We start from the raw sequence: 25,881 nt of genomic DNA, 5'->3' as shown, positions 1-25,881 counted from the left end.
ACATATTCTTCTCAGAATCACTGCACATCCCCGCGGAGCGTTTATCTCAGTCGAAGATTGTACTCCCACTGAGAAAGACTTGTTATTACTTACCACTTGCAGAAGTGGGAGTCTTCTCGACTGAGATAAAATACCTGCATCATCCGTCAAACCGCATCTTTTTTCTGTCTGCGGCGCAAATAAGAATATGCAATCAGACAGATCACGACAGATGTCAGTGATCCCGCCGCTGTCGCCAGTCCCATCGGGAACAGCGTATCCGGGAACATTTTGGATGTCAGATAAACCCCCGGCACACGCACCAGCACGATTGCTGTAATATTGTGAATAAAAGACAGTTCCGATCTGCCGCAGGCACAAAAATATCCGCTGAAGCTGAAATGAATGCCCGCAAAAATGCAATCCCAGATATAACCTCTGATATACTGTGTGCCAAGTACAACCACTGCCGCGTCCGTAGTAAACAGTCCCATCACCGGTGTTGCTGCAAACTGAATGATCACAGATATGATCACGCCAAATCCCACCGTGATCATAATGGAATAACGCAGGGTCTGGATCGCCCGCTCCGGTTTTCCGGCACCGATATTCTGAGCTCCCATCGCGGAGACCGTCGACAACATGGAAGATGGCACCAGGAATAAAAAGCTGATGATCTTTTCCACGATTCCAACTGCTGCCGCATCACTTAATCCGCGGCGGTTTGCAATAATGGTAATGACGATAAATGCAACCTGGATCAGTCCGTCCTGCAAAGCGATCGGAATACCGATCCGGGCAATCTGCCCCATCGCCTCTTTTTGTGGAATAAAATCAGTCTTTGTCACCGTGATCATTTTCCGTTTCAGGATCATGATCAGTGCGATCACAACACTCAATGCCTGTGCCAGCGTCGTTCCAAGTGCCGCTCCTGCCGGTCCCATCTGAAATGCTCCCATGAACAGATAATCCAGACCGATATTTGCCGCACATGCGATTGCAATAAAATACATCGGGCTTTTTGAATCCCCAAGTCCACGGAAAATTGAACTGATGATGTTGTATGCAGTAATACACGGAATGCCGATAAAGCAGATTGTCAGATAAGAGACCGTTCCTGCCACAGCTTCTTCCGGTGTAGACATAACCGCTACGATCGTCTTAACGAAAAACAGCAATACTGCCATCAGCACAACAGAAAGCACCATAAATAATACTACGGTATTTCCAACTGTTTTCGATGCCTTTTCCCGGTTTCCGGCACCAACTGCCTGTCCGATAGTAACCGTTGTTCCCATTGCCAGTCCCACCAGCATAACTGTGATCATATGCATCACCTGACTGCCGACAGATACTGCTGTTGTGCTTGCTACTCCATCAAACTGGCCGACAATGAACAAATCCGCCATACCATATAGTGTCTGTAAAAAATAAGATAACAGATACGGAAGTGAAAAATATAAAATATTTTTTAACACACTTCCCGTCGTAAGATTTCGTTCCATAAATAATACTGCTCCATTCTATCATTTTTCCCTGTTTTTCTTTTCAGACATGCATTTCTATTATAGCGCAGTTTCCCGGCACTCTGTCAAATCTTTTTTCACACTATAACAGTCAATACCGTACCATAAGCAACAAAACCGTTCACTTCCTGTAATTTTATAAAGCGGACATTTGCAATCCACTTTTGCTGCCTGCGCATGAACATCGTCGCTTTACAATCTGCATTGAAAAAAATACGAAGCTGTGTGGTAATTTTTCACCACACAGCCTCGTATTTTTTACTGTATAAGCATCTGTTCAAGAATGCTCCGGCATTTTTGTATTATAATTATACTTTCTGATGTTTTGCTATATATAGCGGGAACGTATCTGCCCCTTTAATTTCTTTTCCGGCAGTCACTACCGCATCTTTATCCGTAATCACATATTCTGCTTTTACATTTTCCTCCACAACAGTATCTTGCATCAGCACACAGTTTTTCACAACTGCGCCTTTACCGATCTTGACACCACGGAACAAAATACAGTTTTCAACCGTTCCCTCAATGACACATCCATCTGCTGCCATCATATTTTTTACAGTTGCACCAGCAATATATCTGGTCGGGTTATCATCTCGTAATTTTGTATAAATCTGTCCTCCTGCGAACAGTCCTTCCAGATTTTCATCCTTCAGAAGCTTCATGTTCTCCTCAAAAAAGCTATTTCTGTCACAGATTCGTGCATAATAGCCCTCGTATTTATATCCATGGATATGAATCTTATCCACTTCATTGGATAATACATCACGCTCCAGATTCGTCTGTCCATGCACATAAGCTTCATTTACCAGATCAATCATATATTCTCTGTCAAAACAGTAAATATTCATACCAAGATTCTGTACACCATCTTCTTTGCGGTTGATATACCATTTTGTAACACGACCATTCTCCAGTTTGAACGTATAGAACATATCCTTTCTGGAATTCTGCGCATTTACCAGTCCTTCCGGAACTTCCTGCTCTGTATAAGCAACAGATACATCGGCACCGCTCTCTTTATGCTCATTGATAAATTTTCTGAAATCAAAATTTACAGCAATATTCGTATCTGCAATAATCACATATTTTTCTTTCTGTTTTTCCAGATAAGAAAGTGTATGATGCAGTGCTTCGATACGTCCGTCATACAGATGCATGCCTTTCTCTGCATATGGCGGCCAAATCGTCAGACCACCGTTCTTACGAACCAGATCCCACTCACGACCGGAACCAAGATGATCCATCAGAGAATGATATTTCTCGCGAACCAGTACAGATACGTTGTTGATTCCACTGTTTACCATACTGGAAAGTACAAAATCGATCATACGATAACGGCTTGCAAAAGGAACAGAGCCCATCAGCCGCTCGCTGACCATTTCCGGGACAAGAGAATCATAGTAATTCGGGAAAATAATTCCCAGTGCGCTTGTATTAGACTTTACCATTCTTCTTCACCATCCTTTACATTTTCTCGTACCATGGCATTGGAACCAACGGTTGCTCCATCACCCACATAAACGCCCGGTCCAATGGTTGCAACACCTTTTTCTTCGCCTTCTTTTACGACACCAATCTTCGCATTTTCACCGATAACTGCATTTTCACCGATGATACAGTGTTCTACGACTGCTCCGGATTTGATCACCGTTCCGCCCATGACAACGGCATCTCTTACAACTGCTCCCTGTGCAACTTTGACACCGGCAAACAGTACGGAATGTTCTACCTCACCATCAATTCGACATCCGTCTGTAATCATAGAGTTTTCAATCTGTGCATGCATACCAATCTTATGACCGGTCATACCACTGTTTCGACTGTAGATCTTCCAGTCATCTTCAAACAGATCGATACCACTGTGCTGTGGATCCAGAACTTCCATATTTGCTTCCCACAGAGAAGAAATGGTTCCTACATCCTTCCAGTAACCACTGAAGCGATATGCATACATATCTCTGCCATCCCGAAGTAAATTCGGAATAATGTTATTACCAAAATCATTTTCTGATTCCGGATCAGCTTCATCCTCGATCAGATACTTACGCAATACATCCCAGTTAAAAATATAGATACCCATGGATGCCAGATTTGATTTCGGATTCGCCGGTTTCTCCTGAAACTCTGTGATCTTGTCATTCTCATCTGTAACCATCAGTCCAAATCTGGATGCTTCTTCCCAAGGCACTTCCATAACTGCCACACTGAACTCAGCGCCTTTTTTCTTATGAAATTCAAGGAAATCGTTATAATCCTGCTTGCAGATCTGGTCTCCGGAAAGGATGATCACGTATTTTGGATCATACCGCTCAATAAATGAGATATTCTGATAAATCGCATTCGCTGTTCCTTTGTACCAGTCAGAGCCAGATGCCTTCTGATATGGTGGGAGAACATGAACACCTCCATTCAAACGGTCCAGATCCCATGGCTGTCCATTTCCTATGTACTCATTCAGTACAAGCGGCTGGTACTGTGTCAGAATACCTACCGTATCGATACCTGAATTGATACAATTGGATAACGGGAAATCAATAATTCGATATTTTCCACCAAACGGAACTGCCGGTTTTGCCAGTTTCTGTGTCAGTGCATATAATCGTGAGCCCTGTCCACCGGCAAGCAGCATAGCAATAATTTCTTTTTCCACTTCATATCCCCCTCTGAAAATAATATATATCCCCTGCTTCTAATAAATAAATTAGTCATTGCAGGTAATGCATATATTATACTGCATATTTACTAATTTTTAAAGTAAATTCTCATGTTTTATGAATATTTTTTACAATATTTTCAAACACATTTTATATTTTTTCATTATATTATACAAAGCAGCAGTGTTTTTCTTGTGTTTTATTCCTATCGTAAAAATAGGTTTTACATTTGGTAAAAACTTCCCATTGTAAATCGAAAAAGGAACAGCTGATTCCTCAGCTGCTCCCTCATGTTTCACCATATGTTTATCTGTAAATGATATCTTCTCTGCCCGGTCCGTTGGAAACCATAGTGATCGGGAATCCGATCTGCTCCTCAATGAACTCTACGTATTTACGGCAGTTCTCCGGAAGATCTTCGTATTTTTTGATTCCGCGGATATCGCATTTCCATCCCGGTAATGTCTTTAATACCGGTTTTGCTTTCTCCAGTTTTGCAGTGGTCGGGAACTCAGTGGTTACCTCGCCATCGATCTCGTAACCTACACATACCGGAATCTCATCCAGATATCCAAGTACATCCAGTACTGTAAATGCTACATCTGTCGCACCCTGCAGACGGCATCCGTATTTACTTGCCACACAGTCAAACCATCCCATACGTCTCGGTCTGCCTGTTGTAGCGCCGAACTCACCGCCGTCGCCACCGCGTCTTCTCAGCTCATCAGCCTCATCGCCAAAGATCTCGCTGACAAATGCACCTGCGCCTACTGCACTTGAGTATGCTTTGCAGACTGTGATGATCTTCTTGATCTCGTATGGCGGGATACCTGCGCCGATTGCGCCATATGCTGCCAGCGTGGAAGAAGATGTAACCATCGGATAAATTCCGTGATCCGGATCTTTTAATGTACCAAGCTGACCCTCTAACAGGATCTCTTTGCCTTCTTTGATCGCATTCCACAGATAAGTAGATACGTCACATACATACGGCTCTACCATCTCTTTGTACTGGTGCAGAGTCTCTAATAACTCATCCGGATTCAGTAACGGTTTATGATACAGATGCTCTAAAGTAACGTTCTTTGTCTCGCAGACACGGACAACTTTCTCTTTTAAGAGCTCCTCATCAAATAATTCACTTACCTGAAAACCGATTTTTGCATATTTATCTGAGTAGAATGGTGCAATACCGGATTTTGTGGAACCGAATGATTTACCACCCAGACGCTCCTCCTCATACTGATCGAATAACACATGATATGGCATAACCATCTGTGCACGGTCAGATACAAGAATTTTTGGCATTGGCACACCTTTTGCTACAATGTCCTGGATCTCTTTGAACAGTACCGGAATATTTAATGCAACACCGTTACCGATGATGCTTGTTGTATGTCCATAAAAACATCCTGACGGAAGTGTGTGAAGTGCAAATTTACCATAATTGTTCACGATGGTATGGCCTGCATTTGCGCCACCCTGGAAACGAACAATAATATCTGCCTCTTTTGCCAACATGTCGGTGATTTTACCTTTTCCTTCATCACCCCAGTTTGCTCCTACTACAGCTTTTACCATAATTACAGATTCCTCCTTCGGCATTATAAAAGACAGGTGTAAAACCTGCCCTTTTTATTTTCCGTTTTACTTTATGATTATACACGATTCTATACAAGATGTAAAATCTTTTTTCTAATATATAACATCTATTTATAAGTAAAACTAATATTTATTCATTATTTTATCTGATTGATACGGTTCTTATTTTACAAAATCTTCTGGATTGATCTTGTCCAGATAAAAATAAGTCATGGTAGCTTTTGCGATCTCACGGTCATTCTCATCTGTGATCATAACATCATAGACACACATTTTTTTACCGATCTTGATCTCGCGTGACTCTCCGATCAGCTTTTTGCAGTTCATCGCCGGACGCAGATAATTGATATTTCCGGATACCGTAGTCACATATCTGCCACGGCTTGTTGCTGCCGCACCACCAACGGTATCTACTAATGTGAAAAGTACTCCGCCATGTGTGGAACCGATCGGATTTGCATGGCGCTCATCCAATACGATTTCACCCTTTGCGTAACCCTCCCGGAGTTCAACAGTTTTGATTCCGGTATGTTTGATAAATCCCATATTTCTGATCTGCTTTAACTTCTCGTAATCTACCATTATGCATCCACCTCGATTGCTTTTGTCGCTGTCACTGCCAGAGCACCCGGTCCAATGTGACATGCAATACTTAAGGATAACGGATTCAGCACAATCTCATGATTCGGGAATGCTTCTTGTACTTCTTTTTTGAACTCTTCTGCCGCTTCAAGATCATGGGTATACGCCATGGAAATGTGTACGCCGGTGCCATCTGCAGAACCAAAACGACGCTCACAGTCATCTTTGATCTGTTTGATCATGATGTTTTTCGCCTGTTTTACGGTTCTTGCTTTTGCAAAAGCATCCAGCTTCTCACCCTGGATCTGCAGAACCGGTTTCAGTTTCAGCAAAGTACCAAGTGCTGCTGCCGCCGGTGTGATACGACCACCTTTTTTCAGATAATATAAGGTATCCAGCATAATATAAATACTGGACTCCATCTTATTCTCCATCAGTTTGTCGTAAATCTCCTGTCCGGATTTGCCTGCTGCTGCCAGTTCCATAGCATCCATAACAGACTGACGCTGCGTTACGGAAATACGCTGATTGTCTACAACAAATACTTTTCCGTCGTAATCCTGTGCCAGCATGGTCGCTGTGGAACAGGTACTGGAAAGTCCGCTGGACATCGGAATATGAATGATCTCATCATACTCCTCAAGCAGTTCGTCCCAAAGATCTGTAAAATTTGTTAAAACAGGGGTGGATGTGTGAATATCAGCACCTTCTGTCAATCTCTCATAAAACTGTTCCTGGGTCAGATCAATATCCTCCAGAAGCATTTCTTCATTAATATAAAACGGCATCGGCATGACGCGGATTCCAAGTTCTTTTGCCTGTGCCTGAGTAATTCCACTGTTACTGTCTGTCACAATCGCTACTTTACTCAAATTTTCATTCCTCCGTTTTTTCTCTCTTTACTCTCATACATAATTCTCATCAGTATTACAAATAGTAACACACCACAAGTAAAAAAACAACCGCTCGCCCAAAAGAAACTTTTTCACTTTTCCTTTTCTCCTATAATATAGGGTTTTTACACCAAAAAAGAGTTCTGACCAGTCAAAAAACTCTAATATCCGATCAAAACTCTTTTTATTTTAATTACTATTTATACTTACTGGAATAATTCGTCTCCGCTCTTGAAACCGAACGCAGGATGATAATCAAATTTTACAGCTCCTACCGGAATCTCCGGCCCAACTGCCTTCTTGATCCGTGCAATTCCTTCGTTACCAAACCCTGCACACAACTCAATGGCACCACATCCGTTTGCAACCAGTTCCTTTGCTGCTGCTTCTGCCTGTTCATACGTAGAGCATCCTACGACATGTAACGTAAGTGTCTCAGACGGGATCACTGCTTTCTGCTCCTGTGGATTCTGATCCGGTGCTACATAAATAAAAGCTGCATTAATCATGATATTTTCCTCCTCATGTTTCTCATTCAGATGCAGATCATCGGTTTTGAAATATACAATCTTCCGATATTTTGAACATCTAATATCCTGACAATATTCACCCGATGCTCCGTTCTTCTTCATTTTAATACAGGCGAAAAGACTTGTAAAGTCCACATAACCTACTTTCCTTCCTTATTCCCGCAGATTTCCTCCAGATTCAGACCATACCGTGCCGCAATATCTCTGGCATAACTGAGTCCATCCGGTGTCGTCCGACTGATCCGATAACTTCTGACACCCTGCGCCACATTATCCATCTGTGCCACCAGATTATCAATCTTGCTTCGGTTTCCCGGGTAAGAATTATATTCCTGAACCTTCATCGGCAGATCATGAATATGCGTCACAAACAGTCCACAGCATCCGATGACACCGATTCCGGTCAGCACTTCCGATGCAATATAACCTGCCTCCAGACCGCTGGTACTGGAAAAAGATTCATCCATCAAAAGCATGTCCGTATCCGATAACTGCTTTAAAATCTCACTGAGGCGGGCACACTCACTCTCCAACCGTCCTTTTCCATAATTATTCTCATCCGAAACCGGAAAATGGGTAAAAATCCCAGTCACCGGACTCATTTTTGCCTGATGTGCCGGCACAAAAAGCCCAAGCTGACACAATGCCTGTGCCATACCGATAGAATATGCAAAAATAGACTTTCCGCCGTGGTTTGGTCCCGTCACCAGATAAAAACGACCGTTTTCATCCAGTTCAAACCGGTTGGAAACAACTGTTTTTTCTACGCCACGCATAGCAAGCATCGGATTGTATACCTGCTCTAATTCACACACCCGATCCTTTACCGGACAAATCTGTGGACGGCACATTTCAAATCCTTTTGCCTGCATATCCAGAATAAACTTCACACCTGCCGTCAGAAACCGAATATCGTCCAGAAGTGCCGCAAACACCGCCGTATTTGCCTTATAATAATTCTGGATCATCGGTTCAAAAGAGCGCAGCGGTTTTTCAAAGATCGTCTGCAGCGCACTTCCCATCGCATAATTAATCGCTTTCTGTTCTTCCCCGTGCAATCCCTTCTGCAGTGGATACAATGGAGTCATCATCACCTGCCGATCCGTCAGACGATGCTTCATCAGCTTGTCAATAATGCTTCCCGCAGAAAATTCTTTTTCATTGACGGAAATAATTCCCGCTTCCTTCGGTCGCAGATTGTCATCCAGGTTAATTCCAATGGTTACACTTTTCAGATAACCAAAATTTTTGCCGGTGGCTTCCATTTCCCGTTTCAGATTCAGATATTCCTCACTCTTTGCCACACTGTATACCAGTTCCCGGAAATTTTTCATGCCCTCCGATGCAATATCTGCCCCCGGATTTTTTTCAATCTCCGAAAATACATTTGCAAACAGATCCACTAATTCTTCATACATCTCCAGATAGCGCACCGCACTCAATGCCGAATCCACAGAAAAATCACTGCTCAGCACCCGGCGCAACTCACTGACATTCTGAATTTCTGACACTGAACTGCAAAACGCCTGATACAGCTTTGGATGCTTCACCAGATCTTCCACGATCGCCTGCCGATATTCTAACACTTCCGGATCTGTAGAAAAAAACTTTTCCAATGTCAGCTCCGAATATCCACGATACCGGTCATTTTGCAGCACCACCATATCATCGATCTGTAATGACGTGATAAAATCATAAGATTTCATGCGCGCCTGATCGGATTCCTTATATCCATTCGGATATAGTAAACGAAATTCTGTATCCATAGTTTTTCTTCTCCTCTACTTTCTTCACGAAAAACATCCCCAAACTGTTCTCCATGGATTTTATCATTATTTCCAAATCGCAGGAACACGCTTTTTTCTTATGTACATCACCAGCACAACAATGATACTCAGTACCAATGCCCCACTGCTGTCGATCAGGACATCTCTAAATTGCCCTGCTCTTCCCGGTACAAACAGCTGATGAAACTCGTCGCTGCATGCATACCCAAAAGTAAATACAAAAGAACCGATGTTTCGCCATTTCCCCCGTACTCCGGATACCCAAAATGCCGTCAGAAATGAGGTGCACAGCAAAATATATTCTGTCACATGCGCCCCTTTTCTCACCACAATGGAAATCACGTTTACCAGATCTGCATCCGCAAATTTCGGAAATAAGCCTAACGTTCCCCGAACCTGCAAAAACAGATCTACAAATATATTACTCATACTGGAAGATTCATCTCCCTGCTGCCCGGAAAAAGAAAAAATCATGATCATGACAGCAAGTGGGAATAACCAGATGAGGTATCTGCTTTTTCTTTTACTTTTCATTTTTCTGTCCTTACTTATTTTTATAATCCCCCTGCGATTTCAGGTCACAGGGGGGATTGTTATTCTGCTTTTTTCACTAAGCAGCGCTTTTTATAAAACGCAATACCGTAACAAATAATCTGATCATAATCATCTTCATATTCTGCCGCATACATACGCGTATTGATTTGCTCCAATGCCTTTTCGCAATCCGCTTCCATTGTACTCACAGATTTTGCATATTTCGCTTCAAAAATAATAATTTTACTGTTTGTCAGATCAGAAATAACGATATCGCTGCGCCCTTCGCCATGTTCTCTGTTAGATTCTACCATATATCCCGCGCCTGCAAAAATACCTGCCAGAAAAGCATGATAAAAATCTTCCCGATAATCATGGTAGCTGATCGTCTGACGCAAAAGACGATTCATTTCCGCGGTTAATGTATCTGCATCTTCCATCCATGCAGCCTGAAACAAATTATTACGATCCCAGGATCTGGCATAATCGTTAAACCACTGCATAATCGTCGATTCATATATTTCACGAATTTCTGCATTTGGAATCATCAATGCGGTACTTCCAATGGGTAGAGCAAACTCTATTTCTGCATCCGGTACCCGTGTAAGATAACCGGTAAGATACAAAATACTCCACAGATTATTTTCCGAAGAGTGAAGATAATCATATGTCAAATTTTCATCAATCTGCTGCACAATATATCCACCAGATAGCAATTTTTCCAACTTTTGTGAAATACTGCTTCCCGATTGATCAATAAAAGAACGAATAATCGCATTATCACTTGTATTTTTCCAGTAACTGGACGGACGTATCATCGGATTCTGCTGCAAATCCCGCAAATAATTCATCACATCCCATGGACAATAAATATCAAAGTTCCCGAAATGATATCCATCATACCACTGCTTCACTTCAGAGGCATGTCTGATACAATCTGCATCTTTCAAAATCTGATTTACTTCCGACTGTGTAAATCCAAAAAACTCATTTAATCTGGAAGAAGATATCGTATCTGAAACAAAATTATTAGTACCGGTAAAAATACTTTCTTTTGCAATTTTCAAACATCCTGTGATCACCGCAAATAACAGATCAGAATTATCCTTAAATGCCGTACTCATCATAATTTTCAAAATACTAAGCATTTCATCATAATAACCGTGACTACTTGCTTTTGCCAAAGGAACATCATATTCATCCAATAATAAAATAACCGGTTTTTGATAATAATGATGCATCAGTTTCATAAGGTAAGCTAACGAACGGCTCAGTTTCGTTTTATCTGCTTTTCCGGCTTTCAGATCAAGAAAAATCTGCATATCATCCGGATCAACTGTATCACAATCCAGTAAATATACATGCTCTTTATATAGATCTGCGATCTGTTCCATCAGCTGACCATAAGCATCTTCAAAACTCAATCCATCAATATCTTTTAATGTTAAAAAGATGGTAGGATACTGGTTCATCCACTGATGGCAAAGAGCAGCATCCTTTGAAATCTCTAATCCATAAAATAAATCTTTACTGTCTTTTTGAATATTAAAAAAATTTTCCAGCATGCTCATTCCAAGTGTTTTTCCAAAACGTCTTGGACGGGTGATCAATGTAACTTTTGCCCTGTTCCCATCGGTCAATTGACGGATCAAACCAGATTTATCTACATAGTAATATTGATTTTGGCGAATTTCTGAAAAATCAGAAATACCAACCGAAATATTTAATTTTGCCATATAGATACACCTCCATCTATAAATTTGAGTGCTGAAAAACCACCTGTTTATTTCAACTACTGTTTCCAAATATCCAGGTACACGTTTATCTGAAAGAGTTCTGTCTGTTCAGAAAACACCTCAAATGCGAATATATTACTTTTCCATTATAGCTGTGGTCAAAATGTTTGACAATTACTATTTTCACAAAATCCTGTTTAGAAATGTCAGACCAATCTTAATAAAATATTTTTTATCCTAACAGGACATACGTGCTATAATAAATACATTCTGGCATATGAGGTACCAAAAGCAAATGTCAAAAATTTATTTTGTAGACAGTGAAAACGTCGGTGATGCCTGGATCGACCTTTTACTGGCAGATCCAAACGGCACGTTCCTGATTTTTTACACCAGTCACTCACCCCGCATTGATTATGAGCATGCCATCGCTCTGATGAATGCCAAAAACAAGCCCAAGTTCATTCGATGCTACGAAGGCAGCAATGCACTGGATTTTCAATTAGTATCTTATCTTGGTTATCAGCTCCGCTCAAAAAACACCGATGAAATGGTCATCGTATCAAATGATACAGGTTTTGATGCTGTGGTTCATTTCTGGTCTGAGCAGAACCGGGCAATTACACGACTTACCAGCAGTAATATCCCAACTCCTGAAATCAAGACAGAACCAACACCTGTATCGGAGGAAAAAGCAACCCCTTCTTCCTCTGTAGACACAGACACTGAGCAAACGGTAAGTGGTGTTGATCTCAAGGAACTTTACACGATCATTAATTGTGTCAGTTCCAAAGAATCTTCTTATATCCACCTTGCCTATGTGCATTTTTACGGTATCAAAAAAGGGGAAGATCTTTATAAATACATGCGTCAGGAAAAATTCGCAGCACCTTCGGTTTCCTGGAAAAAAGAAACCCGATTCAAGAAATTCTGTGAATTGATCTTCAAGTATTGTAATACAACCGATACCGAAATTCCTTCAGATTTTATTGCCTATCTGTACACAAATCTCACGCGGACAGATGACAAAAAGAGTCTCAATCGAAAGCTGCAGACCCAATATCCCCATCAGGGAATGCAATTGCACAAAATACTCAAGCCTTTTTATAAAACACTTTTGAAAATAAAGAAATAAAAAGAAAGATGCCAGAATGAAACATCCCCCTGCGGTTATGCGCGGGGGGAATGTGGTGCTAGAGTGGAGTAAAAATCTATCTACTATCATTATGAGTTATAAACAGATAGATAACTATCTACCCAAAAATTAAGTGTTTACTGCAAATTATCATATACAGAATTCTTTTTCTTCTTATACGCCAATGCTTCCATCGGCATCTGGTAAGTCGGAACAATTTCCTTTACCATTGCACGGATCGCATCGCTGTCCTCATTTGCAGCATCACGCAACTGGATCAGCTGATGCATGAATTTTTCTTCATCCATATCGATTGGTTTACCGATGTGGATCATCTTGTTTTCGGTATCCTGAAGTCCTTCCTCATCCATCAGAAGTTCCTCATACAGTTTTTCACCGGGACGAAGTCCGGTGTATTCGATTTCAATGTCCTCTCCCAGTTTATAACCGGACAGACGGATCAGATTTTTTGCAAGATCTGCAATTTTTACAGGTTCACCCATATCCAGTACGAAGATCTCTCCGCCTTTTGCATACGCACCTGCCTGAAGTACCAGAGATACGGCTTCCGGAATCGTCATAAAGTAACGAATGATATCCGGATGTGTTACAGTAACCGGACCACCGGCAGCAATCTGTTTCTCGAACAGTGGAATAACACTTCCGTTACTTCCTAATACATTTCCAAAACGAACAGCAACGAAGTCTGTTTCATAGAAATGGTTTAAGGTCTGTACGATCATCTCGCACATACGCTTGGAAGCGCCCATGATATTGGTCGGATTTACCGCTTTGTCAGTAGAGATCAGTACAAATTTTTTGACATGATTTCTTCCTGCCGCCGATGCTGTCTTGTAAGTACCAAATACGTTATTTTTGATTGCCTCATTCGGACTGTCCTCCATCAGCGGTACATGCTTATGTGCTGCTGCATGGAATACAACATCCGGTTCATATTTCTTCATTACACTGTTGATACGGTGCATATTTCGTACCGAACCGATCAGTACCGTCAGATTCAGTTCCGGATGATTCCATTTCAGCTTCTGCTGAATATCATAAGCATTATTTTCGTAAATGTCAAAAATAATCAGATGTCCAACTTCATGCTCCGCCAGCTGTGTACAGATCTCACTTCCGATGGAACCGCCACCACCAGTTATCAGAACCGTCTTTCCTTTGACATATCCCAGAATTTCATCCAGATTTACTTTAATCGGATCACGTCCCAGAAGGTCTTCAATCTCCACATTTCTCAGCTTGGAGACATTGACCTCACCGTTCACCAGCTGATAAACACCCGGAACGGTCTGAATCTGGCAGTTTGTCTGGTTACAGATTTCAAGAATTGCTTTGATATCCTTACGGTCTGCGGAAGGCATCGCCAGAATAATTTTATCAATCTTGTATTTTTCTACTGATTCAATAATCTTATCCCGTCCACCTTCAATGCGGACACCATCCAGATATTTATGCCATTTCTGCTCATTATCATCGATGAAGATTTTTACATGATCCGTCAGATAATAACTGGTACGGTACTCTTCCAAAAGCATCAGACCGGATGCACCGGCACCGACGATCATAATATTTTGCTGACGGCCATTGGCTTCTCTCGCACTCTCGCTTCGCATTAAAGCACGGCGTAACAAACGGTACATCAGACGGATTGCCGCTGTGAACCCAAACATCAATGCCCATCCTACCAGATAAAAGGAAATCGGCATTCTGGTAATGGATATAGAAAAGGTAATTCCGGTAATGCCTGCTGCAATAATGGAAGTTGCAAATGTACGTAATACTTCTGATATACCCGCATACGTCCATACGCTTCGGTAAAGCTTTGCCACTGAATAGCTGGCAACTGTAATCACGCAGGCTAAAACTGCATAATACATATATCCTGTCAGATATTGATCCGGTATCTTGGAATACCGCATATCAAACCGAAGCCATAATGCAAGTCCATAAGCAAGAATGACTGCCAGAATATCTGCGATCAGAATAATTAATCTTTTTTTCATAATCAATCTCTTTCTTTCGTTTTTTAATTTTCTGAACTTATCTATTAATTTTTCAATTAAGACCTTTTCAGTCGTTTTTTCATTCCTATGTGTTTATTTAATTCAACTTAATTAGTTGTTGTGGATTTGTCTGCAACAATTCTGCCACCGTATCCTCTCCGAATTTTTTTCGAATCAGATCAGCTGTTTCCTGAATATGTACGCTACGATCTGTTGTATTGTGTGCATCACTGGCAAGCAGATCTACAACACCATCTTTCAGCGCCATTTTACAGAATCTCTTCATACGGAATCCTTCTTTTCCAAGTATTGCATTGCAGTTCATTTGGAGAAGAACTTCTTCTTCTGCCAGGTAATGTACAAGTGCATAATCTTCATGCAGGCACTGGTAACGCTCAAAATGTGCGATTACCGGAGTCATCCCTGCACTTTGCAGTTTTTCAACTGTTTGCATAATAAAATCAAATTCCGCCGTATAGGAAAATTCTACCAAAATCACATGTTCATTTGGCATGCAGTAACGCGGTTCCTTGGTCACTCGCTCTACCATATGCGGACTGGCAAAATATTCACAACCAAGATAAAACTTCATATCTGGAAAGTGGTCTGTCAACGTCTCACATGTTCTGTGGAATACTTCTTCTTTTTCATCCAAAGATATTTCAAACATTCCCTTCCGATAGTGTGGGGTGAACACGATATTGCGTACTCCCTGATCATATTCAAGCTGTACCAGACGAAGTGTCTCCGCCATGGAACCGGAACCATCATCCACACCCGGCAAAATATGATTATGCATATCCCAATATCCTGCCATTTTTCTCTATCTCCCTGAAATCATTTCTCCTAAAATTGGAAGCAGGTATTACCCTGCTTCCCTGTTTCTGTCATACAACAGAATTAATTATGCGTTTTTCTTTTTAGCTGTTACGCACATTCCAGCTACTGCAGCAGCTGCGATTACAACAACGAATGTCATTGTAGGTGCAGCACCTGTTTTCGGAGAAAGTTTAGCACCGTTAGTACCATTAGCACCTGTGCCTGTTGCGCTGCCGTTTCCATTTCCGGCTACTGCTCCGTTAGCCTCTACATAAATAGCGATTGGAGAAAGACTGTTTAAAGTAACAGTAATTGTACCATTACCAGCTACAACACTCTCCTGCTGCCAAGCACCGTTTACATAGTGAAGTACGATTACCTTGCTTCCTGCTGTTACACCATCAACATTGAAAGTGATTTTTACAGGGAATACTGTGCCAGCCGGTACAGTAACCTCTTTTACTGTAGCAAGTTTGTAATCTGCTGCGTTAACAGCAGGTACAACCTCTTCCAGTACAGCAGCGGCATCTTTCTTGATTTCATTTACAGCCGGCTGCTCAGCTGCTGTAAAGTTATCAGAAACAGTAACCTCTACTTTGTTTCCGTTTTTATCTGTTGCCTCGGAAACAGTACCTGTAGTTGCAGCCGGACTCGGAGCAGCAAATGCTACTGTTGCCATTCCTACTGTCATAACTGCAGCCATTAATAATGCGACTACTTTTTTCATGTTCCTTTTCTCTCCTTTCATAATATTTGCAATATCTGACAGATGATCTGCCAGACATTACATGCATCTTTTGTATTTCTAATATAAAACAGCGGCTTATTGCCCGCTGTGAGGATTACAATTTTATTTTGTCACTTCCTGATAGAAATTTTCGATTAGCATTTCCTGCAGTTTTGCTTCATCCACATGAAATTCTTCATGCGTTTCTCCCATGGTAACTTCCCCCGGAAGGTAAGTCACATCATCCGTCAGATATGTATAACTGCTCAATGCATCAATCTGTTCTGCATCCAGATCTGTGACAATATATTTATCCAGAAACGGTGACACAATATCATACAGCGCCTTTCCGCCATGACTTCTCATCTGTGTGATCATTGCGGTAACATAATTGACCTGGCGGCGCATACGATCCGAATTACTGTCGAATGTATTCAAGTCTCTGGAACGGACATAAGCTTCTGCTTTCTCACCTTTCAGAAGCACCTCAGTTCCTGCTTTAAAAGAAGGATCCATAGCTTCATCTGCCTCTGTCATCGGTACAGTAACCCCGCCGATAGCATCATTGATCAGAGAAATGCCATCTACCGACAGGGAAAAATATCCGTCAATCGGAAGATCATACAGGAGATTTCTTACTGTTTTTTCTGTGGCCCAGCAACTTCTGCTTCCACCGATACAGTACGCATACTGTGTAGCAAGCTGTGTATTCATCGCGTTGTACACGTCTCCATTTACATCATAGAGATCTACCTGTGTCATGGTATTTCGGCTGATCTGCCAGATGCGTGCTTCTTTCGTCTCTTTATCCAGAGACAGCAGCATGATGCAGTCTGCCTGTCCAGCTTCTCCCGGCATATAGGAAGTGTCAATATCTTCCGCTTTGTCTATGCCAAGGAAGAGTATATTCATCAAATTTGCGTTATATTCGTATTTTTTTCCATTATAATCAATCTGATTCAGATTTGCCTGAGACTGTGTCTCTATCTCAGCTGACAGATCTGTATTTGTTTCTGTTTTCTTATCTCTGGTAAGGAACAGCACAATTCCGGCAGCAATCACAACGATTATCACTGCCAGAATTACAATCAGACCAATCTGTTTCTTATTACTGTTCATCTACTAATACTGCTCCTATCAGGTAACGCTGGTCGAAGATTCCATTGCAGGTCGACAGAACGATAATTCTGTCATCTGTTGTTACGGTAAGCGGATCTTCAATCCAGGTTGGCATATGTCGCACGGTATAGAGGGAATCTAAAAATGCCTGATATCCTTCTGTTGTCTGGCAATCATAAGTATCCAGAATATGTCTGTTGTCATAGGTGACTGTCGCAAATACTTTATACGTGTAAATATGATCCGGCGTGTAGATTTCGATGGTAGAATGTTCGTTTCGAAATGTCTCATCCTGATAATCGATCAGATGACTGAAAAAAGAATCATTCAGCATGTTATGACCATACACAAGTGTGACCGGATCGACAAATGGCCGGGAATTGTAACTGTACTCTGTCATAATAGCTCCCGGAAGTCCTTCATCACCGTCTACGGTATGATCCATATAATAATCATCATCCTCGATTTTTTGAAGGATTGGATAATCAATCGGTGTATCCGGAATGCGGATCCATGCATAGATGTCTGAATTCTGTTTCCAGAGTTCATTAAAATCTACCGGAATCTGCAACGGCGCAGTCTCTTCTTCTGCCGACAGATCTTCTGTGGTCTCTGTCTTTACTTCTGCCTTTTTCCTTAATTCTTCATCTTTCTGAGCCTGTATATGATTTCGGATCAGTAAACCGGCACCAGTTCCGACTGCAGCCAGTAAAATAACAAAACAAATCCAAAATATTATTTTTCTGCGCATGCGAATCATTCCTCTCTCTTATCTGCCACTTTTATGTTTATTTCTTTTCTTGCGGTTCTTTTCGTCTTTTTCTTCGGAGCGACTTGCTTCTTCCAGTTCTTTATCAATCGGAACAACACCAAGTACACTTGTTTCCAGATAAGTCTCAACATCTTCTTCAGACTGAATCCGGTCATTTGTAATAAACATAACTGTATAAATACCACCGATCAGTACTAACGCAATCAGAAGACCCATTGCTACATGTTTGGTCAGATTGTTGCTGACCGGTTCCTTGGCAATCTCCGGGTGTTCTACGATCGTCGGTTTATCTGTCTGTGTGATTGCTGCCATCTGATCAACTGCTGCTGAAGTCAGTGCCTTTCCTAGCAGATAGGAAAGTTTTGCGTCATCACTTGTCACAGTGATCATCAGCATACGTGTATCTGTCTTATTGGAAACAGACATCATATCCTGAACCTGCTTACGTGTCAGCTCAATATTCTCATCATCCTTCAGAGTCTCAATTGCAGTATCAATAACCGGTTTGCTGGTCGCAATCTCTGCAAAATCAGAAGTCAGCTCAGATCCCAACTGCAAATCTGCTACTGAAGTGATGCTCGTTGTCTTGGATAATACATAGAGTGTAGATGTAGACTGATACATCGGAGTCTGAAGAAATGTGATTCCAGCTGCCGCCACGGCTCCTATCACTGCTCCCAGCAACAGGATTTTCCACTTGTCCAGCAGGAAAAAGAACAGACTCAGAAGATCGATTTCCATTTCTTTTTCTTCTTTTACCATTTTGTTATTCATTGTACTTTCTTCCTTTATCTCTCTTGTCTTCTCGCCTCGATGGGATTACTCTTCTTCTCTGCCATAACCATAGCCATAACCATAGCCGTATCCATAGCCGTATTTTTTCCGCTTACTTCCGGCATCCAGTTTATTCATAATTACGCCCAGGAAATTCTGATTGGCATTTTCCAGCTGTTCCTTTACAATCTGTGCGGATTTGCGGCTGACCACATCCGGGGAAATAACCAGTACCGATGCATCTGCAGACTTTGCAATAACAGCAGCATCTACCACCATTCCAAGTGGCGGTGTGTCAATAATCACATAATCAAAAGTCTGTTTCATACCTCTGATGAGTGTCTCAAAAGATTCTTTTGCAAGAAGTTCTGTCGGGTTTTTCGGAAAACGACCGGTCGGGATCAGATACAGATTTTTAATACTTGTTGCATAAATGATTTCGGATCCGACATTTTTACCTGCAAGATAATGACTCAGCCCACACAGATTTTTCGGAAACTCCAATCTGCTGGACAGTGTTGAATTTCTCATATCCGTATCTATAAATAATACACGGTTCCCATTTTCTGCAAAGCTTTTTGCCAGATTAAAGGAAACACTTGTCTTTCCGTCATTTGCTGCACAGCTTGTCAGACAGATTACTTTATTATCAATACCTGTAAACTCAATATTTGTTCGAATTCTTCGATAAACATCTTTCATAACAGGAGACAATATCGTTTTTTCATGTAAAGTAAGTTCTTGCATCTGATATGTTCCTTTCCATTATATATTTTATTATTTTTTCTTCTTATGACATACATCATTAATGGTAAATGATAAAATTCAGAATGTCAATGCGTATCTTGCCAAGATGTAAGCTTCATTTGCCTGCATTTTTAGTTATTCTGTCCTACTTCTGGCACAACTTCTCTCCTCCGGAAGATTTTACCAGCGTTAAAACGCGTTTTTTCCCGTCTTTTTTCGTCAAAAAAGAAATCCTGTTTCTGATTCGGATTCCTTTTTCTGTGCATAATTTCTGTCAAAATTTATGTATTTTTCTTATTTTTTCAGCGGATATTTCTCTGTCAGCGCATCAACGATCGCACGTGCTTTTGCAACGCCTTCTTCGCCTTCTTTAATAACGATGGAGATTGCCTCAGCGATTTGATCCATATCCTCTGTGTTCATGCCTCTGGATGTAACGGACGGTGTTCCAAGACGGATACCGCTTGTTACGAACGGGGATTTCGGATCGTTCGGGATGGTATTCTTGTTGGCTGTGATATGAGCCTCATCCAGAAGTTTCTCGATGGCTTTTCCTGTCAGGTCAAACGGTGTCAGGTCAACCAGCATCAGGTGATTGTCTGTACCGCCGGATACGATCTTGATACCGCGGTTCATCAGTCCTTTGCAAAGTGCCTGTGCGTTATCTACGATACCCTGCTGATAGGTCTTGAAGCTATCCTGAAGTGCCTCTTTGAAGCAAACAGCTTTGGCAGCAATGACATGCATCAGCGGTCCACCCTGGATTCCCGGGAACACTGCTTTATTGAAATTGAAGTTATTTTTCTCCATGGACTCTTTGGAAACAAGGATCATACCGCCTCTTGGTCCACGCAGTGTTTTATGAGTTGTAGTTGTAACAACGTCTGCATAGTGGATTGGGCTTGGATGAAGTCCTGCAGCTACCAGACCTGCGATGTGTGCCATATCTACCATGAGGTATGCGCCGCATTTGTCTGCGATGTCACGGAAACGTGCAAAATCAATGGTTCTTGCGTAAGCACTTGCGCCTGCGATGATCATTTTCGGTTTGCACTCCATAGCAATCTCTTCTACTTTATCGTAATCGATAAAGCCTTCATCGTTTACACCGTAAGGTACGATGTGGAAGTATTTTCCGGAGAAGTTTACCGGGCTTCCGTGTGTCAGATGTCCGCCATGATCTAAGTTCATACCCATTACGGTATCACCCGGCTGAAGCAATGCGAACTGTACTGCCATGTTTGCCTGTGCGCCGGAATGCGGCTGTACGTTTACGTACTCAGCGTCAAATAATTCTTTTGCACGCTCAATAGCAAGATTCTCAACGATATCTACACACTGGCATCCGCCATAGTAACGTTTTCCCGGATAACCCTCTGCATATTTATTTGTCATGATGCTTCCCTGTGCTTCCATAACTGCGTCACTGACCCAGTTCTCGGATGCGATCAGCTCGATGTGGCTGTTCTGACGGTCCAGCTCTGCTTCGATGGCTGCAGCGACATCTGCATCAGCTACTTTTAATTCTTCTAAATTCATCACTTTTTTCCTCCTGTTTCGTAGGTTCCCAACTCGATTTTTCCCATTTACTCTCTCTGGCGAAAAATCTTTTTCTATCATAGCCCAGATTTTGCAAAAAAGCAATACCCAGACTTCAACGATTTATCGTGTGAAATTTTTAACACGAAAAATGGGCTATGATACACGCTCACGTACAAAATCATCAAACACACATTATAATTTCTCACAAAAAAAGACCGCTATTCACCGGCGCAAGCCGGGAACGACGGTCTATCTCTTTTTGAAAGGGTGGTTTTCAACCAATTAATTTATTCAGGGGTTAAATATTATTGTAGTATGATCTGCACTTTGTATATTATTTATGCATTTGCAGCTAAAGCTTTTCCTGCTGCTTCGCATGCTGCCTGAGCATCTGCATCCGGTGCTTCGTTTGCGATGATACCTTCTTCTTCGATCATCTCTGCGCCTGCGCCTGTCATCTGCTCAACCCAGTTACGCATCCATTCGCCATCACCCCATCCGTAAGAACCGAATAAAAGGATTTTTTTGCCGGATACGCTGCCAAGGATCTCATCTACGAATGGCTCCATGGAAGATTCCTCTAACTGCTCTGCTCCCATAGACGGGCATCCAAGTGCGAATGCTTTTACATCTGCGATATCTGCTGCACTTGCGTTCTCAACCGGGATGATTTTTGCCTCAGCACCTGCTGCTGTAACACCATCTGCAACGCTCTGTGCCATTGCTGCTGTATTTCCTGTACCACTCCAGTAAATGATTTTTACTTCTGCCATTTTCTTTGTCTCCTTAATTTAACTTTTTATTTTATGCTGCACATAGCCCCGGCTGCTGATAACCAGTATCCGTTGGCTTATATACAGTATTAAACGTTTTTACTTTTTCGCCCGTTGTCATTACCACATTTTTCCAGATTTTTATGTGTTTTTTAACAGGCAATCTCTTTCATCTGTTTTCCTGCCATAAATTCTACAACGGCACACTCTTTTGCATTATCGTAAGCCTGAAAAGTCTGTTTCGCCTGTTCTACATCGCCATATACTTTCCAATATCCGGTGTAGCGGCTGTCTTTTCCTTCATGAAGGATAAAACCTCTGACATCTTCCAACGGATATCCAAGGAAAATTCCCATTTCATGTGGATAACTTTCTGCTCCCTGTGCTGACAGGGAAACTCTCTGGCTTAAATGATTCAGACAAGCATCCACATCTGTACTTTCATAACCATATGTATGTAAAAATACTATGGCCTGTGGATCTGCCAGACATTGCTGTACTTCCTGTTCCCGGTATACGTAAACGACTGCACGCCCCATTCCCTGGCAAAGACATCTGACTTTGATCCCGGTATTTTTGAATACGGAACGTACAAATTTCAGATATGCTGCCGGAACGGTAAACATGGATGACATTTTTACGTTTTTTAACACCGGTGCACAATGCAGGATGATCTGCATCATCAGGCTTTCTGTCATCTTTCTGCTGGAAAGTCGATGTAATACGGCTTCTGTTGGCATGTCTTGTCTCCTCCTATATCTAAATACTCCCCTTGTTGTCATATTTCTCTCATCTATTGATCTATTTAAGAAATCATTGATCTGTTTGAGAAATATTATTTACGCTTTTTGTTTTCATTATGAGTTTTTATGATCTCATTTCTTTTTCAATACTTTATTTTAAAATTAAGCGTACTGCTCAAGGATTCCGTTTAATGCGCTGGCGCTGCTGCTGTGGGAACGCTCAACAATAATATTTTTGCGTTCTGCTTCTGCAACTGCACAATGTACCATTTTATGAGAAACAGTAGATGTGAAAAGGATCAGCAGATCAGGGCTGCCAATTTTATTTTTCAGATCTGTTTTCATTTTGGTAAATACTTTTGCTTTACATTTATACTGCTTGCAGATCTGTTTGTACTGCGTTTCCATTCTTTCATGCCCACCAATAATTACAACGCTCATGTTAGTCTCCTTCATTTTTTATTAGCATATTCTAACCTATGTTTTTAAAAGAAGGCGGAGCCTTTATCCGCCTGACATTCTATCGACGATATCCTAGTTGTTTGCTCAGATATCTTTTGCATGTGGTTAGTATACTTTAACCCTCTTGATCCGTCAAGAGGGTTAATGATAGTGTTTTCTCATTTAGTTAGTTTTTCTTAACTTCTAACATAATGACCGGATTTTCCGCCATCTTTTTCCAACAGCAGGATGTCTTTGATCACCATGCCACGGTCTACTGCCTTGCACATGTCATAAATTGTTAACAGTGCCGCGGAGACTGCATGCAGTGCTTCCATCTCGATTCCGGTCTTTCCGGTTGTTCGCACAGAAGCAATGGCTTCAATCTCTGATACTTCCGGATGCAGTTCAAAATGAATGTCTACGCCGGTCAGTAATAACGGGTGGCACATTGGGATGATCTCCCATGTTTTTTTTGCTGCCATAATTCCAGCTACCTGTGCGACTGCCAGTACATCGCCTTTTTTTATTTTTCCATCTGTGATCAGGGTAAAGGTCTCCGGCTGCATGCAGATGTGTCCGGAGGCAATGCCGATTCGTTTTGTGTCGGCTTTCTCCGATACATCGACCATTTTGGCTCTGCCCTGTTCGTTGATATGCGTTAATTCTGCCATGATTCCAACTCCTTACTTTCCAAAACCACAATTCGGGAAGGTACAGACGCCACAGTTCAGACACAGACCGCCTTCCCCCAGTTTTGCAATATCCTCTGCGGTAATCTCATCATCTGCCATCACACGCGGCAATACCAGATCAAAAATCGTACGTTTTGCATACATAACGCAGCCCGGAAGTCCAAGAATCGGGATGATTCTGCCATCTGCTTCGTTCTTATAATAGGAAACAAGCATCATTGCGCCCGGAAGCACCGGTGCACCGTAGCTTACAACTCTTGCTCCGGTAGACATGATTGCCCACGGCGTACAGTCATCCGGATCGACACTCATACCGCCGGTACAGATGATCAGCTCAGCGCCTGCTGCAATCTGTTTCTTGATTGCTTCCAAAATATGCTCTTTTTCATCATCTACATAAATCTGGTCAATTTCCTCTGATGGAAACTCTGCCAATTTTTCGCGGATAACGGGACTGAAGGTGTCTTTGATGCGTCCCTTGAATACTTCACTTCCGGTTGTGACAATGCCATATTTTTTCTTTTTATATGGAAGAATCTCAAAAATTGGTTCGGTGCCTCCTACCTCTCTGGCACGCTCCATTTTTTCTTTTTCAATGACCAGTGGAATGATTCTAGTTCCTGCCAGCTTGTCTCCCACTTTTACCGGGAAATCACCATGGCGGGATGCGATCATCATCTCCCCAAGGCTGTTCACTGCCACCAGCGCATCCCTGCGAATTTTTAACACGCCGTCAATATCTGCGATCAGTTCGATTTTTCCCTCTTTGATATCAGACGGATGCATGTTTGCACCTGCACAGATGTCGTAGAGAATCTCAGCAGCTTCGTTTTCATGCCATTTGGTATCATCTTTTTCCCATACATATAGATGCTCTTTTCCAACGGACAACAGCACCGGAATATCTTCTTCTTTTACCACATGACCTTTGCGAAATACCGCATCTTTGGTCACGCCTTTTATTATCTGGGTAATATCGTGGCAGAGTACATGCCCTACCGCGTCTTCTGTCTTGATCAGTTTCATAATATCCTAATATCTCCTAAACAACTATTTTCTGGCGCACTCGGCGTCATTTCCAAGTAAAATATCCAATCCATGCTTCAAAGATGGCAAAATGTAGTTCAACGCCTCGTCTACTGCCTTCGGACTGCCCGGCAAGTTGATGATCAATGTTTCTCCGCGGATGCCGGCTGCTGCCCGTGACAACATGGCGCGTTCTGTAATAGTCAGAGAATATTGTAAAATTGCCATCGGAATTCCCGGTACTTCCCGCTCAATCACCGCTTTGGTTGCTTCCGGTGTCACATCGCGTTTGGAAAAACCGGTTCCGCCGGTGGTCAGTACAAGCTGAATGTTATCTTCACTCATAGCGACCATTTCTTCTGACAGCATCTGCTGATCATCCGGTAAAATCACTTTTTTTGCGATCTCATATCCATGCTGTTCCATAATTTCAGCGATTTTTGCTCCACTGAGATCTTCGCGCTCTCCGTGGCAGCCTTTGTCGCTGGCTGTAATAATTCCTACCCTTATCATTGCATTGCTCCTTTTTTATCGTCTTTTTTTATTTTCCCTGCCTTTGAGTATACCATACGAATACGCGAATGTCACACATGAACGGTACAATTTCGTTATCACATATCCACAACATTTCTATTGCTTTATTTCAAGTCGAACGCACGTGAGACTTGATGCGTGATTCTGGTCAGCGCAAGCTGACATCTTCTTTTCAGAATCACTG

General features: G+C 41.9%; 25 protein-coding genes. 1 reads left to right on the top strand and 24 read right to left on the bottom strand.

The window, feature by feature from the left end; genetic code table 11:
• Positions 1 to 146: 146 nt before the first annotated feature.
• From LG34_RS03445 to LG34_RS03400, 10 genes are all read right to left on the bottom strand, one after another.
• Positions 147 to 1,484, bottom strand: coding sequence for an MATE family efflux transporter (locus tag LG34_RS03445; RefSeq protein WP_109214885.1), 1,338 nt, complete (start codon positions 1,482 to 1,484; stop codon positions 147 to 149).
• 329 nt (positions 1,485 to 1,813) lie between these two features.
• Positions 1,814 to 2,956, bottom strand: a complete 1,143-nt coding sequence (gene glgD / locus LG34_RS03440; protein ID WP_109214884.1) for a glucose-1-phosphate adenylyltransferase subunit GlgD — start codon at positions 2,954 to 2,956, stop codon at positions 1,814 to 1,816.
• On the bottom strand, positions 2,950 to 4,158 hold the full coding sequence (locus LG34_RS03435; protein ID WP_109214883.1) for a glucose-1-phosphate adenylyltransferase: 1,209 nt from the start codon (positions 4,156 to 4,158) through the stop codon (positions 2,950 to 2,952). The genes glgD and LG34_RS03435 overlap by 7 nt, the downstream gene beginning before the upstream one ends.
• 310 nt (positions 4,159 to 4,468) lie before the next feature.
• On the bottom strand, positions 4,469 to 5,743 hold the full coding sequence (locus tag LG34_RS03430; protein WP_109214882.1) for an adenylosuccinate synthase: 1,275 nt from the start codon (positions 5,741 to 5,743) through the stop codon (positions 4,469 to 4,471).
• Positions 5,744 to 5,926: 183 nt separating this feature from the next.
• Complete coding sequence (locus LG34_RS03425) at positions 5,927 to 6,346, bottom strand: PaaI family thioesterase (RefSeq protein WP_109214881.1); 420 nt, start codon at positions 6,344 to 6,346, stop codon at positions 5,927 to 5,929.
• A complete protein-coding gene (locus tag LG34_RS03420; protein WP_109214880.1) occupies positions 6,346 to 7,218 on the bottom strand; it encodes a DegV family protein in 873 nt (290 codons plus the stop codon). Before LG34_RS03420 ends, LG34_RS03425 begins: the two co-directional genes overlap by 1 nt.
• 227 nt (positions 7,219 to 7,445) lie before the next feature.
• Entirely contained in the window at positions 7,446 to 7,748 is a 303-nt protein-coding gene (locus LG34_RS03415; protein ID WP_330427519.1) for a DUF6506 family protein, read from the bottom strand.
• A 161-nt stretch (positions 7,749 to 7,909) separates the two neighbouring features.
• A complete protein-coding gene (locus LG34_RS03410; RefSeq protein WP_109214879.1) occupies positions 7,910 to 9,535 on the bottom strand; it encodes a MutS-related protein in 1,626 nt (541 codons plus the stop codon).
• A 66-nt stretch (positions 9,536 to 9,601) separates the two neighbouring features.
• Complete coding sequence (locus LG34_RS03405) at positions 9,602 to 10,090, bottom strand: VanZ family protein (RefSeq protein WP_109214878.1); 489 nt, start codon at positions 10,088 to 10,090, stop codon at positions 9,602 to 9,604.
• Positions 10,091 to 10,149: 59 nt separating this feature from the next.
• Positions 10,150 to 11,826: an AAA family ATPase gene (locus LG34_RS03400; RefSeq protein WP_109214877.1), complete on the bottom strand. Its 1,677-nt coding sequence runs from the start codon at positions 11,824 to 11,826 to the stop codon at positions 10,150 to 10,152.
• A gap of 295 nt (positions 11,827 to 12,121) precedes the next feature.
• On the opposite strand from LG34_RS03400, the gene LG34_RS03395 reads away from it, so the two are divergent.
• Entirely contained in the window at positions 12,122 to 12,961 is an 840-nt protein-coding gene (locus LG34_RS03395; RefSeq protein ID WP_109214876.1) for a PIN domain-containing protein, read from the top strand.
• Positions 12,962 to 13,098: 137 nt separating this feature from the next.
• Here the strand turns inward: LG34_RS03395 and LG34_RS03390 are convergent, their stop codons facing one another.
• The 14 genes from LG34_RS03390 to LG34_RS03325 form a co-directional block, all read right to left on the bottom strand.
• A complete protein-coding gene (locus LG34_RS03390) occupies positions 13,099 to 14,985 on the bottom strand; it encodes a polysaccharide biosynthesis protein (RefSeq protein ID WP_109214875.1) in 1,887 nt (628 codons plus the stop codon).
• Positions 14,986 to 15,082: 97 nt separating this feature from the next.
• Positions 15,083 to 15,802 carry a CpsB/CapC family capsule biosynthesis tyrosine phosphatase gene (locus LG34_RS03385; RefSeq protein ID WP_109214874.1) on the bottom strand — a complete coding sequence of 240 codons (720 nt, stop codon included), beginning with the start codon at positions 15,800 to 15,802 and terminating at the stop codon, positions 15,083 to 15,085.
• An 87-nt stretch (positions 15,803 to 15,889) separates the two neighbouring features.
• Complete coding sequence (locus LG34_RS03380) at positions 15,890 to 16,531, bottom strand: hypothetical protein (RefSeq protein ID WP_109214873.1); 642 nt, start codon at positions 16,529 to 16,531, stop codon at positions 15,890 to 15,892.
• Positions 16,532 to 16,654: 123 nt separating this feature from the next.
• A complete protein-coding gene (locus LG34_RS03375; RefSeq protein ID WP_109214872.1) occupies positions 16,655 to 17,650 on the bottom strand; it encodes an LCP family protein in 996 nt (331 codons plus the stop codon).
• A complete protein-coding gene (locus LG34_RS03370; RefSeq protein WP_242979792.1) occupies positions 17,640 to 18,401 on the bottom strand; it encodes a class B sortase in 762 nt (253 codons plus the stop codon). Before LG34_RS03370 ends, LG34_RS03375 begins: the two co-directional genes overlap by 11 nt.
• An 18-nt stretch (positions 18,402 to 18,419) precedes the next feature.
• On the bottom strand, positions 18,420 to 19,196 hold the full coding sequence (locus LG34_RS03365) for a YveK family protein (RefSeq protein ID WP_109214870.1): 777 nt from the start codon (positions 19,194 to 19,196) through the stop codon (positions 18,420 to 18,422).
• Between the two features lie 45 nt (positions 19,197 to 19,241).
• Entirely contained in the window at positions 19,242 to 19,943 is a 702-nt protein-coding gene (locus LG34_RS03360) for a CpsD/CapB family tyrosine-protein kinase (protein WP_109214869.1), read from the bottom strand.
• A gap of 294 nt (positions 19,944 to 20,237) precedes the next feature.
• Complete coding sequence (glyA, locus tag LG34_RS03355) at positions 20,238 to 21,482, bottom strand: serine hydroxymethyltransferase (protein ID WP_181369277.1); 1,245 nt, start codon at positions 21,480 to 21,482, stop codon at positions 20,238 to 20,240.
• Between the two features lie 341 nt (positions 21,483 to 21,823).
• On the bottom strand, positions 21,824 to 22,258 hold the full coding sequence (locus LG34_RS03350; RefSeq protein WP_109214867.1) for a flavodoxin: 435 nt from the start codon (positions 22,256 to 22,258) through the stop codon (positions 21,824 to 21,826).
• A 152-nt stretch (positions 22,259 to 22,410) separates the two neighbouring features.
• Positions 22,411 to 22,998, bottom strand: a complete 588-nt coding sequence (locus LG34_RS03345) for a DUF3793 family protein (RefSeq protein ID WP_158582244.1) — start codon at positions 22,996 to 22,998, stop codon at positions 22,411 to 22,413.
• 165 nt (positions 22,999 to 23,163) lie between these two features.
• Positions 23,164 to 23,442: a DUF2325 domain-containing protein gene (locus LG34_RS03340; protein WP_109214865.1), complete on the bottom strand. Its 279-nt coding sequence runs from the start codon at positions 23,440 to 23,442 to the stop codon at positions 23,164 to 23,166.
• A 197-nt stretch (positions 23,443 to 23,639) separates the two neighbouring features.
• Entirely contained in the window at positions 23,640 to 24,116 is a 477-nt protein-coding gene (moaC, locus tag LG34_RS03335; protein ID WP_109214864.1) for a cyclic pyranopterin monophosphate synthase MoaC, read from the bottom strand.
• Between the two features lie 12 nt (positions 24,117 to 24,128).
• A complete protein-coding gene (locus LG34_RS03330; protein ID WP_109214863.1) occupies positions 24,129 to 25,163 on the bottom strand; it encodes a molybdopterin-binding protein in 1,035 nt (344 codons plus the stop codon).
• A gap of 24 nt (positions 25,164 to 25,187) precedes the next feature.
• The gene (locus LG34_RS03325) at positions 25,188 to 25,676 is read right to left on the bottom strand and encodes a MogA/MoaB family molybdenum cofactor biosynthesis protein (protein WP_109214862.1); all 489 of its coding nucleotides are present in this window, start codon (positions 25,674 to 25,676) and stop codon (positions 25,188 to 25,190) included.
• Positions 25,677 to 25,881 lie beyond the last annotated feature (205 nt).

The organism is Eubacterium ramulus, assembly GCF_003122485.1.
GTDB lineage: Bacteria > Bacillota > Clostridia > Lachnospirales > Lachnospiraceae > Eubacterium_I > Eubacterium_I ramulus_A.
The sequence above is the reverse complement of the archived record's forward strand: the minus strand, read 5'-3'. Positions and strand labels throughout refer to the sequence as shown.

What these genes read in the sequence shown, in the direction of transcription:
- LG34_RS03445 (WP_109214885.1), bottom strand. Translation starts at nt 1,484, where the DNA reads ATGGAACGAAATCTTACGACGGGAAGTGTGTTAAAAAATATTTTATAT.
- glgD (WP_109214884.1), bottom strand. Translation starts at nt 2,956, where the DNA reads ATGGTAAAGTCTAATACAAGCGCACTGGGAATTATTTTCCCGAATTAC.
- LG34_RS03430 (WP_109214882.1), bottom strand. Translation starts at nt 5,743, where the DNA reads ATGGTAAAAGCTGTAGTAGGAGCAAACTGGGGTGATGAAGGAAAAGGT.
- LG34_RS03425 (WP_109214881.1), bottom strand. Translation starts at nt 6,346, where the DNA reads ATGGTAGATTACGAGAAGTTAAAGCAGATCAGAAATATGGGATTTATC.
- LG34_RS03415 (WP_330427519.1), bottom strand. Translation starts at nt 7,748, where the DNA reads ATGATTAATGCAGCTTTTATTTATGTAGCACCGGATCAGAATCCACAG.
- LG34_RS03410 (WP_109214879.1), bottom strand. Translation starts at nt 9,535, where the DNA reads ATGGATACAGAATTTCGTTTACTATATCCGAATGGATATAAGGAATCC.
- LG34_RS03405 (WP_109214878.1), bottom strand. Translation starts at nt 10,090, where the DNA reads ATGAAAAGTAAAAGAAAAAGCAGATACCTCATCTGGTTATTCCCACTT.
- LG34_RS03400 (WP_109214877.1), bottom strand. Translation starts at nt 11,826, where the DNA reads ATGGCAAAATTAAATATTTCGGTTGGTATTTCTGATTTTTCAGAAATT.
- LG34_RS03395 (WP_109214876.1), top strand. Translation starts at nt 12,122, where the DNA reads ATGTCAAAAATTTATTTTGTAGACAGTGAAAACGTCGGTGATGCCTGG.
- LG34_RS03390 (WP_109214875.1), bottom strand. Translation starts at nt 14,985, where the DNA reads ATGAAAAAAAGATTAATTATTCTGATCGCAGATATTCTGGCAGTCATT.
- LG34_RS03385 (WP_109214874.1), bottom strand. Translation starts at nt 15,802, where the DNA reads ATGGCAGGATATTGGGATATGCATAATCATATTTTGCCGGGTGTGGAT.
- LG34_RS03380 (WP_109214873.1), bottom strand. Translation starts at nt 16,531, where the DNA reads ATGAAAAAAGTAGTCGCATTATTAATGGCTGCAGTTATGACAGTAGGA.
- LG34_RS03375 (WP_109214872.1), bottom strand. Translation starts at nt 17,650, where the DNA reads ATGAACAGTAATAAGAAACAGATTGGTCTGATTGTAATTCTGGCAGTG.
- LG34_RS03370 (WP_242979792.1), bottom strand. Translation starts at nt 18,401, where the DNA reads ATGCGCAGAAAAATAATATTTTGGATTTGTTTTGTTATTTTACTGGCT.
- LG34_RS03365 (WP_109214870.1), bottom strand. Translation starts at nt 19,196, where the DNA reads ATGAATAACAAAATGGTAAAAGAAGAAAAAGAAATGGAAATCGATCTT.
- LG34_RS03360 (WP_109214869.1), bottom strand. Translation starts at nt 19,943, where the DNA reads ATGCAAGAACTTACTTTACATGAAAAAACGATATTGTCTCCTGTTATG.
- glyA (WP_181369277.1), bottom strand. Translation starts at nt 21,482, where the DNA reads ATGAATTTAGAAGAATTAAAAGTAGCTGATGCAGATGTCGCTGCAGCC.
- LG34_RS03350 (WP_109214867.1), bottom strand. Translation starts at nt 22,258, where the DNA reads ATGGCAGAAGTAAAAATCATTTACTGGAGTGGTACAGGAAATACAGCA.
- LG34_RS03345 (WP_158582244.1), bottom strand. Translation starts at nt 22,998, where the DNA reads ATGCCAACAGAAGCCGTATTACATCGACTTTCCAGCAGAAAGATGACA.
- LG34_RS03340 (WP_109214865.1), bottom strand. Translation starts at nt 23,442, where the DNA reads ATGAGCGTTGTAATTATTGGTGGGCATGAAAGAATGGAAACGCAGTAC.
- moaC (WP_109214864.1), bottom strand. Translation starts at nt 24,116, where the DNA reads ATGGCAGAATTAACGCATATCAACGAACAGGGCAGAGCCAAAATGGTC.
- LG34_RS03330 (WP_109214863.1), bottom strand. Translation starts at nt 25,163, where the DNA reads ATGAAACTGATCAAGACAGAAGACGCGGTAGGGCATGTACTCTGCCAC.
- LG34_RS03325 (WP_109214862.1), bottom strand. Translation starts at nt 25,676, where the DNA reads ATGATAAGGGTAGGAATTATTACAGCCAGCGACAAAGGCTGCCACGGA.